General features: G+C 70.4%; 13 protein-coding genes and 1 tRNA gene. 13 read left to right on the top strand and 1 reads right to left on the bottom strand.

Going from position 1 to position 13,638, the window contains the following annotated elements; all coding sequences use genetic code 11:
• The 10 genes from G3I40_RS29745 to G3I40_RS29700 all read left to right on the top strand — a co-directional run.
• Positions 1-514: glucose-6-phosphate dehydrogenase assembly protein OpcA (locus tag G3I40_RS29745; RefSeq protein ID WP_239092014.1), on the top strand; the 514-nt coding region annotated here is incomplete at its 5' end.
• Positions 507-2,156, top strand: coding sequence for a glucose-6-phosphate isomerase (gene pgi / locus G3I40_RS29740; protein WP_164305705.1), 1,650 nt, complete (start codon positions 507-509; stop codon positions 2,154-2,156). The genes G3I40_RS29745 and pgi, both read left to right, overlap by 8 nt.
• Before the next feature lie 22 nt (positions 2,157-2,178).
• Positions 2,179-3,057, top strand: a complete 879-nt coding sequence (gnd, locus tag G3I40_RS29735) for a phosphogluconate dehydrogenase (NAD(+)-dependent, decarboxylating) (RefSeq protein ID WP_164305703.1) — start codon at positions 2,179-2,181, stop codon at positions 3,055-3,057.
• Between the two features lie 216 nt (positions 3,058-3,273).
• Complete coding sequence (locus tag G3I40_RS29730) at positions 3,274-4,137, top strand: ROK family protein (protein WP_164305701.1); 864 nt, start codon at positions 3,274-3,276, stop codon at positions 4,135-4,137.
• Between the two features lie 30 nt (positions 4,138-4,167).
• Positions 4,168-5,859, top strand: coding sequence for an ABC transporter substrate-binding protein (locus tag G3I40_RS29725; protein ID WP_203645002.1), 1,692 nt, complete (start codon positions 4,168-4,170; stop codon positions 5,857-5,859).
• Between the two features lie 10 nt (positions 5,860-5,869).
• Entirely contained in the window at positions 5,870-6,859 is a 990-nt protein-coding gene (locus G3I40_RS29720; RefSeq protein WP_164305699.1) for an ABC transporter permease, read from the top strand.
• Between the two features lie 6 nt (positions 6,860-6,865).
• Entirely contained in the window at positions 6,866-7,813 is a 948-nt protein-coding gene (locus tag G3I40_RS29715) for an ABC transporter permease (RefSeq protein WP_164305698.1), read from the top strand.
• Positions 7,806-8,777: an ABC transporter ATP-binding protein gene (locus G3I40_RS29710; RefSeq protein ID WP_164305696.1), complete on the top strand. Its 972-nt coding sequence runs from the start codon at positions 7,806-7,808 to the stop codon at positions 8,775-8,777. The genes G3I40_RS29715 and G3I40_RS29710 overlap by 8 nt, the downstream gene beginning before the upstream one ends.
• On the top strand, positions 8,774-9,760 hold the full coding sequence (locus G3I40_RS29705; RefSeq protein ID WP_164305694.1) for an ABC transporter ATP-binding protein: 987 nt from the start codon (positions 8,774-8,776) through the stop codon (positions 9,758-9,760). The genes G3I40_RS29710 and G3I40_RS29705 overlap by 4 nt, the downstream gene beginning before the upstream one ends.
• Complete coding sequence (locus tag G3I40_RS29700) at positions 9,757-10,968, top strand: ROK family transcriptional regulator (protein ID WP_164305692.1); 1,212 nt, start codon at positions 9,757-9,759, stop codon at positions 10,966-10,968. Before G3I40_RS29705 ends, G3I40_RS29700 begins: the two co-directional genes overlap by 4 nt.
• Before the next feature lie 17 nt (positions 10,969-10,985).
• Here G3I40_RS29700 and G3I40_RS29695 read toward each other — a convergent pair.
• Positions 10,986-11,070 (bottom strand) — tRNA-Leu (locus G3I40_RS29695).
• Positions 11,071-11,266: 196 nt separating this feature from the next.
• On the opposite strand from G3I40_RS29695, the gene G3I40_RS29690 reads away from it, so the two are divergent.
• From G3I40_RS29690 to G3I40_RS29680, 3 genes are all read left to right on the top strand, one after another.
• Complete coding sequence (locus G3I40_RS29690) at positions 11,267-12,592, top strand: M20/M25/M40 family metallo-hydrolase (protein ID WP_164305690.1); 1,326 nt, start codon at positions 11,267-11,269, stop codon at positions 12,590-12,592.
• 162 nt (positions 12,593-12,754) lie between these two features.
• Entirely contained in the window at positions 12,755-12,988 is a 234-nt protein-coding gene (chpH, locus tag G3I40_RS29685; RefSeq protein ID WP_164305688.1) for a chaplin ChpH, read from the top strand.
• Between the two features lie 135 nt (positions 12,989-13,123).
• Positions 13,124-13,638: chaplin (locus G3I40_RS29680; protein WP_164305686.1), on the top strand; the 515-nt coding region annotated here is incomplete at its 3' end.

The following is a 13,638-nucleotide window of genomic DNA, read 5'->3' as shown; positions in this document are numbered from 1 at the left end:
CTACGCGCCGGGCGACACCGACCTGGCCTGGACCCGGCTCACGCCGTGGCGCTCCATGCTGGCCGCCGCCCTCGACCAGGCCCGCGCCGAGGTCGTCTCCGCGGCCGTCGAGTCCGAGGCCGAGAACCCCAGCGCCGAGCTCCTCGCGCGCTGGCTCGGCGCCCGCCTCGGCGTCCCGGTCGAGCGCGTCACGACGGCCGGTCCGGTCGTCACCGCGGTCCGCCTCGGCACGCCGGGCGGCGAGATCCGCATCGACCGTCCCGAGGGCCCCCTCGCCACCCTGACCCTGCCCGGCCAGCCCGAGCGCACCCTCGCCCTGAAGGTCCGCTCGACCGCCGAGCTGATCGCCGAGGAACTGCGCCGCCTCGACGCCGACGAGATGTACGCCGTCGCGCTGCAGGGAGACGCCCCGGGCGGCTCCGGCACGAAGACGCCGAAGGCCGCGAAGTCCGCGGCGGCCACGAAGGCGACGACGGCCACGAAGGCACCCAAGGAGTCCGTTCACCATGCCTGACAGCACCCCCCTCCTCACGCGCCGGCCGCAGTGGACCGCGCTGGAGGACCACCGCGCCAAGTTCAACGGCACGCACCTGCGCGACCTGTTCGCCGAGGACCCGGCCCGCGCCGGGCGCTACACGGTCGACGTCGGCGATCTGCACATCGACTACTCCAAGCACCTGGTCACGGACGAGACCCTCGCCCTGCTGCAGGAACTGGCCACCGCCACCGACGTGTTCGGGCAGCGCGACGCCATGTTCCGCGGCGAGAAGATCAACACGACCGAGGACCGCGCCGTGCTGCACACGGCCCTGCGCGCCCCGGCCGACGCCGTGATCGAGGTCGACGGCGAGAACGTCGTGCCGAAGGTGCACGCCGTCCTCGACAAGATGGCCGCCTTCGCCGACAAGGTCCGCTCCGGCGAGTGGACCGGCCACACCGGCAAGCGCATCAAGAACGTCGTGAACATCGGCATCGGCGGCTCCGACCTCGGCCCCGCGATGGCGTACGAGGCCCTGCGCCCGTACACCGCGCGGGAGTTGACGTTCCGCTTCGTGTCGAACGTGGACGGCGCCGACCTGCACGAGGCCGTCCGCGACCTCGACCCGGCCGAGACGCTGTTCGTCATCGCCTCGAAGACGTTCACCACGATCGAGACGATCACGAACGCGACCGCCGCCCGCACCTGGCTGCTGACGGCGCTCACGGACGAGGCGGCCGTCGCCAAGCACTTCGTCGCCCTGTCGACCAACGCCGAGAAGGTCTCCGACTTCGGCATCGACACGGCCAACATGTTCGAGTTCTGGGACTGGGTCGGCGGCCGCTACTCCTTCGACTCGGCCATCGGCCTGTCGCTGATGATCGCCATCGGCCCGGAGCACTTCCGTGCGCTCCTCGACGGCTTCCGCCTCGTCGACGACCACTTCCGCACGGCCCCCGCCGAGGCCAACGCGCCGCTGCTGCTCGGCCTGCTGGGCGTCTGGTACGGCAACTTCCACGGCGCCCAGTCGCACGCGGTCCTGCCGTACTCGCACTACCTCTCCAAGTTCACCGCCTACCTCCAGCAGCTCGACATGGAGTCCAACGGCAAGTCCGTGGACCGCGAGGGCCGCCCCGTGGAGTGGCAGACGGGCCCCGTCGTGTGGGGCACGCCCGGCACCAACGGCCAGCACGCCTACTACCAGCTGATCCACCAGGGCACGAAGCTGATCCCGGCGGACCTCATCGGCTTCGCGCGGCCGGTCGACGAGCTCGGCACCGAACTCGCGGGCCAGCACGACCTGTTGATGGCCAACCTGTTCGCGCAGGGCCAGGCCCTCGCCTTCGGCAAGACGCCCGACGAGGTGCGTGCCGAGGGCGTCGCCGAGGAGCTGGTGGCGCACAAGACGTTCAAGGGCAACCACCCCACGACGACGATCCTGGCGAAGGAACTGACCCCGTCGGTCCTCGGCCAGCTCATCGCGCTCTACGAGCAGAAGGTCTTCGTCCAGGGCGCCATCTGGAACATCGACTCCTTCGACCAGTGGGGCGTCGAGCTCGGCAAGGTCCTCGCCAAGCGCGTCGAACCCGCCCTCACCGAAGGCGCCGAGGTCCCCGGCCTCGACGCCTCCACCCAGTCCCTCGTCGCCACGTACCGCGCGCTGCGCGGCCGCAACTAGCACTGAAGGTAAGTGAACTGACATGCAGCTCGGTCTCATCGGTCTCGGCAAGATGGGCGGCAACATGCGCGAGCGCATCCGCCGCGCCGGCCACGACGTCATCGGGTACGACCGCAACCCCGAGGTCTCCGACGTGGCGTCCCTCGCCGAACTCGTCGAGAAGCTCGAAGGCCCGCGCGTGGTCTGGGTGATGGTGCCGGCCGGCGCCGCCACCCAGTCGACCGTCGACGAACTGAAGGGTCTGCTCGCCGAGGGCGACATCGTCGTCGACGGCGGCAACTCCCGCTGGACGGACGACGAGAAGCACGCGGCCGAGCTCGCCGAGCGCGGCATCGGCTTCGTCGACGCCGGTGTCTCCGGCGGCGTCTGGGGCCTGCAGAACGGCTACGCGCTCATGGTCGGCGGCACCGACGAGGACGTCGCCCGCGTCAAGCCCGTCTTCGACGCCCTCAAGCCCGAAGGCGACTTCGGCTACGTCCACGCGGGCAAGGTCGGCGCCGGCCACTTCTCCAAGATGGTCCACAACGGCATCGAGTACGCCATGATGCAGGCCTACGCCGAGGGCTGGGAGCTCCTGGAGGCCGCCGACTCGGTGACCGACGTGCGCGAGGTCTTCCGCTCCTGGCAGGAGGGCACGGTCATCCGTTCCTGGCTGCTCGACCTCGCGGTCAACGCCCTGGACGACGACGAGCACCTGGCCAAGCTGCGCGGCTTCGCCGCCGACTCCGGCGAGGGCCGCTGGACCGTCGAGGCGGCCATCGACCACGCGGTGCCGCTGCCCGCGATCACGGCCTCCCTCTTCGCGCGCTTCGCGTCCCGTCAGGACGACTCGCCGCAGATGAAGATGATCGCGGCGCTGCGCAACCAGTTCGGCGGCCACGCGGTGGAGTCCGCCAAGTAGCCGCGACAGCGGACGTGTTACCGGCGGGGTGCGGCGATGCCGCACCCCGCCGCTTTTCTGTGTCGTCCCGCGCCCGCCGGGCCGCTCCGCAGAGATCGTCAACTCCGGTGTGAGCGCGAGGACTTACGCCAGAAACGTATCGCGCGTACAGTCGCGCCCAATCTCGTTTAGTTACGTAACTTTACTGGCGCTTGCCTCCCCTGTGAGGAGCTCCGAGTGAACGTGCACGTACCCCCGCCCGTCGTCCTCGCGCTCGATTTCGGTGGCACCAAGACGGCGCTGACCGTCGCCGACCTCCATGGCGCCCGACTGCACGACCGCACCGTCGAGACCGCCGCCGACCAGGGCGCCCGGGCCGGCCTCGAGCGCGCCGTGGACACCGCACGGATCCTCCTCGCCGGCCGCGACCCGGTCGCCGTCGGGGTGTCCACCATCGGCATCCCCGGCGACGACGGCGTGGCCCTCGCCCCGAACATCCCGGGCTGGGAGGGACTCGCCCTCGGCCGCGAACTCGCCCAGGCCTTCCCTCAGTCACGGCTGCGCCTGGCCACCGACGTGAAGGCCGCCGCCCGCCACGAGTACGAGGCGGGGGCACTGCGGGGCTGCGACCCCGGCCTGTACGTCAACCTCGGCACCGGACTCGCCGTCGCCCTCGTCGTCGGCGGCACGGTCCTCGCCGGACGGCACGGCGCGTCCGGCGAGATCGGCTACAACCTGCGGTTCCCGCAGGACGTGGGCCGCGCCGACCGCGTCCCGCTGGAGGACGTCGTCAGCGGCAAGGCCCTCAGCCGCGCCGCCCGCTCGGGCGGCGGCTCGGGCCAACTCGCCGACCACATAGGTGAGTTCCTCGACGAGCTCGCCTTCCACCTGGTCAATCTCACCATCGCCGTCGATCCCGAGCGGATCGTCGTCGGCGGCGGCATGGTCCGCTCCTGGGACGCGCTGCACGGCAGGCTGCGCACCGCCCTCGACGCGGCCGTGCCCTATCCGCCCCCGCTCGTACCCGCCGCGTATCCGTACGAAGCGCCCCTGCTCGGGGCACTCGCGCTGGCCGTCGAGGCCGCGCGCTCCCGCATCTGACGCACCCGGCCCACGAAGGGACTGGCTGGAATGAGGCCCACGCGCATCCTCGCAACCGCACTCGTTCTCGGGCTCGCCGCGACGGCCTGCTCCGAGACCAAGCACAAGGGGTCCGACGGCAGCGACAACAACTCCTCCCAGAGCAGCGGCCCGCGCAAGAAGGGCGGCACCGTCACCATCGCCAACACGGCGGGGCAGACCTGGACCTGCAACTTCAACCCGTTCAACCCGGCGGTCTACAACACCTCCATCGGCTTCGTCTACGAACCCCTGATCTTCGTCAACACCCTCAAGGACGCGGCCGAGACCCCGATGCTCGCCAAGAGCTACAAGTGGAACGCCGACAAGACGCAGATCGACTTCACCGTCCGCTCCGGCGTCAAGTGGAACGACGGCAAGCCCTTCACCGCCAAGGACGTCGCCTTCACCTTCAACCTCATGAAGAAGGTCCCCTCCACGGACCTGTACGCCCTGTGGACCACGGCCGGACTCCGGTCGGCGACCGCCGCGGGCGACAAGGTCACCCTGAAGTTCGAGAAGGCGGCCCAGCCGTACTTCTACGCCTTCGCCCACCAGGTCGCCATCGTGCCCGAGCACGTCTTCGGCAGCGGCGCGGCGGCCCAGCACCCCGACACCTGGGTGGACAAGAAGCCCGTCGGCACCGGCCCCTTCAAGGTCGACCCGTGCACGCCCAACAACATCCAGTACACGGCCAACCCCACCTACTGGCAGCCCGGCAAGCCGTACATCCAGAAGGTCGAGTACCCGGCCTACCTGGACAACGGCCCCGCCAACCTCGACCTCGCCAACGGCAAGGCACAGTGGGGGAGTCAGTTCATCCCGGGCATCAAGCAGTTCTACCTGGACAAGTCACCCGACAACCACACGTGGTCGCCGCCCGTCCTCAACGTCAGCATCCACCCGAACCTCGACCCCTCCCACAAGATCACCAGCAATCTCAAGGTGCGCCAGGCGCTCTCGTACGCCATCGACCGCGAGAAGGTCTCCAAGATCGGTGTGGGCGGTCAGGAGCCGGCCGCGAACCAGTCGGGCATCGTCACGCCGACGTTCGACAAGTACTTCGACAAGGCGGCCGTCGCGAAGGCCGGCTACGACAAGCCCGACCCGGCCCGCGCCAAGAAGCTCCTCGGCGAGCTCGGCTACTCCCCGTCCAAGCCGCTCAAACTCAAGATCATCACGATCACCGGCTACACCGACTGGGACGCCTCCCTCAACGTCATCAAGCAGAACCTCAAGGCCGTCGGCATCGACCTCACGGTCCAGGACCTCGCCCAGCAGACGATGATCGGCCGCCTCTACACCGGCGACTACGACCTCGCCTACTACGCCCAGCAGACCAGCGGCCCCACCCCGTACTACGAGCTGCGCCAGATGCTGCACTCGGCCAACACCGCCCCGATGGGCAAGAACGCCGCCAGCAACTGGGAGCGCTACAAGAACCCGACGGTCGACAAGCTCCTCAACGAGTACGCGTCGGCCGACGAGACCCGGCAGACCGAGATCATCAAGCAGGTGTCCCAGTACATGATCGACGACGTCCCGGTGATCCCGGTCGTGGAGTCGGTGGACTGGTTCCAGTACAACACCAAGGACATCGGCGGCTGGCCCACCGAGGACAACCCCTACGCCCAGCCGGCGGCCTACAACTTCCCCGACACGGGGCAGGTCCTCACCCACCTGTACTCCAAGTCGGCCCAGTAGGCGGTGACCTGTGCGCTTCATCCTGCGCCGCCTGGGGTTCTTCCTCCTCACGCTCTGGGCGGCCCTCACCCTGAACTTCTTCCTCCCGCGCTTCATGCCGGGCGACCCGGTGGACGCGCTCACCGTGCGCACCCGCGGCCGCGTCTCGCGCGACGCGCTCGAACAGATGCTGACGTCGTTCGGCTTCAAACCGCACGAGAACGTCGCGGTCCAGTACGTCGACTACCTGGGCCACATGTTCACCGGCAACTGGGGCCGCTCCATCGGCCAGACGCTGGGCGAGCCGGTCACCTCGCTGATCGGCGGCGCCCTGCCCTGGACGCTCGGCCTCGTCGGCATCACCACGGTGCTGGCCTTCGTGCTCGGCACGTTCATCGGCACGGTGGCGGGCTGGCGCCGCGGCGGCGCCCTGGACGCCATCCTGCCGCCGATCTTCGTGGTCACCTCGGCGCTGCCGTACTTCTGGGTCGGCCTGCTCCTGATCCTCGTCTTCTCGCAGGGCACCGGCGGCCTGCTCCCCGCCAACTTCAACTACGACACCTCGATCGTGCCGGGCTTCTCACCGGGCTTCGTGGGCAGCGTCCTGTCCCACGCGATCCTCCCGGCGGCCACGCTCCTGGTCACCACGATCGGCGGCTGGATCCTGACGATGCGCAACAACATGATCACGACGCTGGCCGAGGACTACGTCCGCATGGCCCGCGCCAAGGGCCTCGGCAACCGCCGCATCATGTACGGCTACGCGGCCCGCAACGCGGTCCTGCCCAACCTCGCCGGCTTCGCCATGTCGCTCGGCTTCGTCATCTCCGGCGCGATCCTGATCGAGTACGTCTTCAACTACCCCGGCGTCGGCTACCTCCTCTACAACGCCGTCCAGAACGTCGACTACCCGCTGATGCAGGCCCTGTTCATGCTGTTCACGGTCGCGGTCCTGGTGGCCCTGCTGGCGGTCGACCTGGCGACGGTGTGGCTGGACCCGCGCGCCCGGGCGAAGGGATAGCGCCCGATGACCACCACCACCGTCACCGCCCCGCCCCCGGACAAGGCCGTCACCCGGGGCCGGGCGGGAGCGGGCCTGTGGAAGGCGATCCGCGGCAACCGCAAGGCCATGACCGGCGTCGCGATCCTGCTCGTGTTCACGGTCGTCGCCGCGTTCCCCGGCCTGTTCACCTCCGTCGACCACCCGAACGAGCTGAACTACGCGCCCCGCCTCGACCCCTCCACCGCCCACCTCCTCGGCACCACGGGCCTGGGCCAGGACATCTACTCCCAACTCATCTACGGAACACGGGAGTCGCTCGTCATCGCGCTCGTGGCCGGGGCCCTCGCCACCGTACTGTCCGTGCTGATCGGCGTCTCCGCCGCCTATCTCGGCGGCCTCGCCGACGACCTGCTGTCCCTGCTGACCAACGTCGTCCTCGTCATCCCGGCGTTCCCGCTGGTGATCATCCTCGCCAAGTACGCCGGCAAGGGCTCCCTCGGCGTGATCCTCGCCGTCCTCGTGTTCACCGGCTGGTCCTACGGCGCCAACCAGATGCGCGCCCAGGCCCTGTCCCTGCGCAACAGGGACTTCCTCGAATCGGCCCGGGCGCGCGGCGAACGCCGGTCGTACATCATCCTGCGCGAGGTCCTGCCGACGATGACCTCGCTCATCGTCGCCAACTTCCTCGGCGCCGCCCTGTACTCGGTGCTCAGCGCCGCGGGCCTGCAGTTCCTCGGGCTCGGCGACCCGAACTCCCAGAGCTGGGGCACGATGCTCTACTGGGCCCAGAACCAGCAGGCCCTGCAGACCGGCACCCCGCTGTGGTCGATCGCGCCCGGCCTGTGCGTCGCCCTCCTCGGCGTCGCCTTCGCCCTCGTCAACTACGCCTTCGACGAGATCGGCAACCCCGCCCTGCGACCCGTACGCCGCAGGGAACGCCGCCGCGAGCAAAGGAGGCGCACCCGTGCCTGAACCCCTCCTGGACGTCACCGGCCTCAGCGTCGCCTACGACACCGCCCGCGGCCCGGTCCTCGCCGTCGACGACGTCGAACTGTCGCTGGAACGCGGCGAGTTCATGGCCGTCGTGGGCGAGTCCGGGTGCGGCAAGTCCACCCTGATGTTCGCCGTCGCGGGCCTGCTCAACCCGCCCGCCCGGATCACCGGCGGCGCCGTCCGCTTCCGCGGCGAGGACCTCGTCACGATGAGCGAGCGGGACCTCAACGCCCTGCGCTGGCGCGACTTCTCCGTCGTCCTGCAGAGCGCCATGAACGCCCTCAACCCGGTGGCCACCCTCGCCGCCCAGTACAAGGACGCCATGGCCGCCCACGGCACCCACACCGCCGAGGAGATCCACGCCCGCTCCACCGAGGTGCTGGAACTCGTCGGCATCGACCCGGTCCATCTGCGCAGCTACCCCCACCAGCTGTCCGGCGGGATGCGCCAACGCGCCATGATCGCCATGGCGTTGCTGCTCACCCCCGACCTGGTCATCATGGACGAGCCGACCTCCGCGCTGGACGTCGTCGCCCAGCGCTCCCTCATGGTGCAGATCAAGGAACTCCAGCAACTCCTGGGCTTCGCCGTCGTGTTCGTCACGCACGACATGTCGCTCGTCTCGCACTTCTCGGACCAGCTCCTCGTCATGTACGCCGGCCAGGTCGTCGAGCAGGGCCCCACCCGCACCGTCTTCGACCGGCCCGCCCACCCCTACAGCCGCGGCCTGCTGGAGGCGTTCCCCTCCATCCGCGGCCCCCGCGTCCCGCTGCGCGGCATCCCCGGCAGCCCGCCGGACCTGTCCGCACCGCCCGCCGGCTGCCGCTTCCACCCGCGCTGCCCCCTCGTGCAGGAGCAGTGCCACACGACCGAACCCGCCCTCTACCAGGTCGGCGAGGCCCACTCCCGCTGCCTGCTGCACCTCACGGAGGCCGCCCGATGAGCCCCCTTCTCGAAACGGTCGGCCTCACCCGCCACTTCAAGGTCGGCACCGGACTGACCCGCCGCGTCCTGCACGCCGTCGACGACGTCGACCTCGCCATCGGGGAACGCGAGATCGTCGCCCTCGTCGGCGAGAGCGGCAGCGGCAAGTCCACCCTCGCCCGCCTCGTCGCCCAGGTCCACAAACCGACCAGGGGCGAAATCCGCTACCAGGGCGAGCCGTTGACGTCCCAGCGCGGCCGCAGGGCAAAACTCGCCTACCGCGGCGACGTCCCCATGGTCTTCCAGGACCCCTTCTCCTCCCTCAACCCCGCCTACCGCGTCTCCCACGGAATCCTGCGCGGCCTCAAGCTCCACCGCCCCGAACTCTCGGGAACCCAGCGGCAGTCGGAGGCCGAGCGCGTCGTGGAGGCCGTCGGCCTCACCCCCGCCGTGGAGGTCCTGTCCCGCTTCCCGTACGAACTCTCCGGCGGCCAGCGCCAGCGCATCGGCTTCGCCCAGGCCCTCGCCCACCGCCCCCGGCTGATCCTCGCCGACGAGCCGGTCTCCATGCTCGACGTCTCCATCCGCATCGGCCTGCTCAACGTCATGGCCGACCTGCGCGCCACCGAAGGCGTCTCGATCCTCTACATCACCCACGACATCGCCAGTGCCCGCTACCTCTCCGACCGCATCGCCGTCATGTACGGCGGCCACATCGTCGAGACCGGCCCCACCGAGGACGTCCTCGCCCGGCCCCGGCACCCCTACACCGACCTGCTCCTGTCCGCCGTCCCCGACCCGCGCGCCCCGCTCGACATCGACGCGGCGGCCGCCAAGGCGGACCCCCCGGTCGTCATCGACCCCACCCCCAGCTGCCGCTTCCGGGCCCGCTGCTCCCTCGCCGTCGACCTCTGCCACCGGGTCACCCCGACCCTGCAACCGGTCGGCCAGGACCACACGGCCGCCTGCCACGTCACCGCGCCCCCCGAGAGCACCCCGTGACCACGCCCCCGTGGAACAGACAGCGCCTGCGCAGCAACAACGAATGGCTGCTCCTGGAGCGATTACGACACGAAGGCCCCGCCTCCCGGGCCCAACTCGCCCGCGACAGCGGCCTGTCCAAGCCCACCGTCTCCTCGGCGCTCGCCGCCCTGGAACGCGCGGGCCTGGTCCGCGAGGCCGGTACCCACACCCAGGGCCGCGGCCGCGTCGCCGTCCTCTACGAGCCCGACCCGGGCGCGGGCCATGTCCTCGGCATCGACATCGGCCGCGCCCGGCTGCGCACCGCCGTCACCGACCTGGCCGGCACGATCGTCTCCCGCACGGAGGTACCCAACCGGGGCCGCGGCGCCGCCTCGGTCGCCGACGCCGCCGTGGCCTGCGCCGAACAGGCCCTGGCACAGGCCCGGCTGGCCCCCGGGGACATCGTCCACACCGCCGTCGGCACCCCCGGCGTCTTCGACCGCACGACCGGCCGCGTCCGCTACGCCGTCAACCTGCCCGGCTGGGGCCGCCCCGGCCTCGTCGAGCGGATGAAGGCCCGCCTCGGCACCCCGCTGTCCGTCCACAACGACGCCAACCTCGCCGCCCTCGGCGAGTACACCTTCGGCACCGGAGCGGGCAGTCGCCTGTTCGTGTACGTCCTCATCGGCACCGGCCTCGGCATGGGCGTCGTCGCCGACGGCGAACTCTTCCTGGGCGCGCACGGCGCCGCCGGCGAGATCGGCTTCCTGCCCCTGGACGGCGTACCGCGCTCGGGCTCCGCGCCGCGCCGCGGCATGCTGGAGGACGCCGTCTCCGCCGACGCCGTCGTGCGCGCCGCCCGCACCCTCGGCATGACCGGCCCCCTCACGGCCAAGCGCGTCTTCGACGCCGCCCGCACCGACGACCCGGCCGCCCTCGCCGCCGTCCGCCAGGAAGGCGAACGCCTCGCCCTCGCCGTCGCGTCCGTCACCGCCGTGCTCGACCCCGACCTGGTGGCGCTGGGCGGGGGAGTGGGCCGTGGCGCCGACCTGCTGCTGGCCACGGTCCGCGACACCCTGCACCGCCTGACCCCGCTGCGTCCCCGCGTCGAGGCCAGCACGACGGGCGACGACGCGGTCCTGCTCGGCGCCCTCAGCACGGCACTGCGGGTGGCCCGCCCCCTGGTCTTCGACCGTCGCACCGCCCGGTCCCTGCCCGCGGGCACAAAACAAAAAGACCCCAGATGAACTGGGGTCTTTCGCTGTGTCCGAGGGGGGACTTGAACCCCCACGCCCGATAAAGGGCACTAGCACCTCAAGCTAGCGCGTCTGCCATTCCGCCACCCGGACAAGGTGTCTGCCGCCTTGGTGCGGGGTGTTCCCGCGGCGACACAGAGAACATTACCAGGGATTCGGAGTGGTTCGATCACGGCTCCCGCCCGCCCGGGCCGCCTGTGAACGGCACGTGACGAGGGCCTCCCGGCCTTGGGCACGAAGGCGCGGAGAGAGAGGATGAGGGGGATCCACCAGGGAGAGAGGAACAAGCGTGAGCGAGTCGAGCGAGGGCAGGGCCGTCTCCGGTCAGGACGAGGTCGTCGACCTCTGCCGAGAACTGATCCAGATCGACACCAGCAACTACGGCGACCATTCGGGCCCGGGCGAGCGCAAGGCCGCCGAGTGGGTCGCCGAGAAGCTCGCCGAGGTGGGCCTCGAACCCAAGATCTTCGAGTCGCACCCCGGCCGGGCCTCCACGGTCGCCCGCATCGAGGGCGAGGACCCGTCGCGGCCCGCGCTCCTCATCCACGGGCACACCGACGTCGTCCCGGCCAACGCGGCGGACTGGACCCACCACCCGTTCTCCGGCGAGATCGCCGACGGGTGCGTCTGGGGCCGCGGCGCGGTCGACATGAAGGACATGGACGCGATGACCCTCGCGGTCGTCCGGGACCGGCTGCGCACCGGCCGCAAGCCCCCGCGCGACATCGTCCTGGCCTTCCTCGCCGACGAGGAGGCCGGCGGCGTGTTCGGCGCGCACCACCTCGTCGACCACCACCCGGAGCTCTTCGAGGGCGTCACCGAGGCGATCAGCGAGGTCGGCGGCTTCTCGTTCACGGTGAGCGAGCAGCGCCGGCTCTACCTCGTGCAGACCGCGGAGAAGGGCATGCACTGGATGAAGCTGAGCGTGGCCGGCACCGCCGGGCACGGCTCGATGATCCACCGGGACAACGCCATCACCGAACTGTCCGAGGCGGTCGCCCGTCTCGGACGCCACAGGTTCCCGGTGCGCGTCACCAAGACCACCCGGGCCTTCCTGGACGAACTCGGCGACGCCCTCGGGACCGAGCTCGACCCCGAGGACATGGAGTCGACCCTGGCCCGGCTCGGCGGCATCGCCAAGCTCATCGGCGCCACGCTGAGCAACACCGCCAACCCCACGCAGCTGGGCGCCGGTTACAAGGTGAACGTCATCCCCGGCGAGGCCACCGCGCACATCGACGGTCGCTACCTGCCGGGCCACGAGGAGGAGTTCCTCACCGACCTCGACCGGATCCTCGGCCCGAAGGTCAGGCGCGAGGACGTGCACGCGGACAAGGCCGTCGAGACCGACTTCGACGGGGCGCTCGTCGCCGCCATGCAGTCGTCGATCGAGGCCGAGGACCCGATCGGCAAGGCCATCCCGTACATGCTCTCCGGCGGCACCGACGCCAAGTCCTTCGTGGAGCTTGGCATCCGCAACTTCGGCTTCGCGCCGCTGCAACTGCCGCCCGAGCTGGACTTCGCGGGCATGTTCCACGGTGTCGACGAGCGGGTCCCGGTCGACGGGCTCAAGTTCGGCGTCCGGGTGCTCGACCGGTTCATCGACGCATCGTGACGAGCTGCTCACGTCAACCCGGCGTGATCCCAACAATCGTCCGCACGTGCGCACTTGACTGAAAAGAGTGAAAGGAACCATAGGCTCGTAGCCCCATTACTTCCTCCTCGTTACAGGGAGTGCAGTCCGCGGCTGGGACTGCATTGCCAACAAGGAGGAATAATGATCAAGAAGGTCGTCGCTGCTGCGGCTGCCACTGGTGGTCTCGTGCTCGCTGGCGCGGGCATCGCCGCTGCCGACGCCGGTGCCCAGGGTGCCGCCGTGAACTCCCCCGGTGTGCTGTCGGGCAATGTCGTTCAGGCTCCGATCCACGTGCCGGTGAACATCTGCGGCAACACGGTCTCCGTGATCGGGCTGCTGAACCCCGCCTTCGGCAACGCCTGCATCAACAAGTGACGCTGTTGTGCCTCACCCCTTGAGGGTCTGAGTCCGCCGGCCCCGGAGTGCGCGCCATGCACTCCGGGGCCGTCGGGCATTCGGCACGGGGCACACCGTCCCGTGCTCGGGCAAAGTTCTAAGGCAGGGAAAGCTATGCGACAGGTCACGCGTAAAGGCCTGATCACCGTGGCGGCCGCGACCGGCGTGCTCGCCGTATCCGGCGGCTACGCGCACGCCGACTCGGGAGCGAACGGAAGCGCGTCGGACTCACCGGGCGTCGCGTCCGGCAACTCGATCCAGGCTCCTGTGAACGTGCCGGTCAACTTGTGCGGCAACACCGTCAACGTCATCGGGCTGCTCAACCCCGTGACGGGCAACAGCTGCGCGAACACCTCGGACGGCAGCGGCGCCGGCAGCGGCACGCACAAGCCGTCCGGCGGCGGATCGCACGCCGGTGGTCACACCGGCGGTTCACCCGGCGTCGGCTCGGGCAACCACGTGCAGGTACCGATCGAGGTACCGGTCAACGCATGCGGGAACTCGGTCAGCGTGGGCGGGATCGGCAACGGCGCCTACGGCGACGACTGCGCGAACCCCGGCGGTGGGACCACCACCACGCCGCCCGGCGGCCCCGAGCAGCCGCCGTCGACCCCCGGCACGCCGCACCA

The sequence above is a fragment of the Streptomyces sp. SID14478 genome (assembly GCF_010548525.1).
In the GTDB taxonomy this organism is placed as follows: domain Bacteria; phylum Actinomycetota; class Actinomycetes; order Streptomycetales; family Streptomycetaceae; genus Streptomyces.
This window is presented reverse-complemented; position numbering and strand designations above follow the sequence as displayed.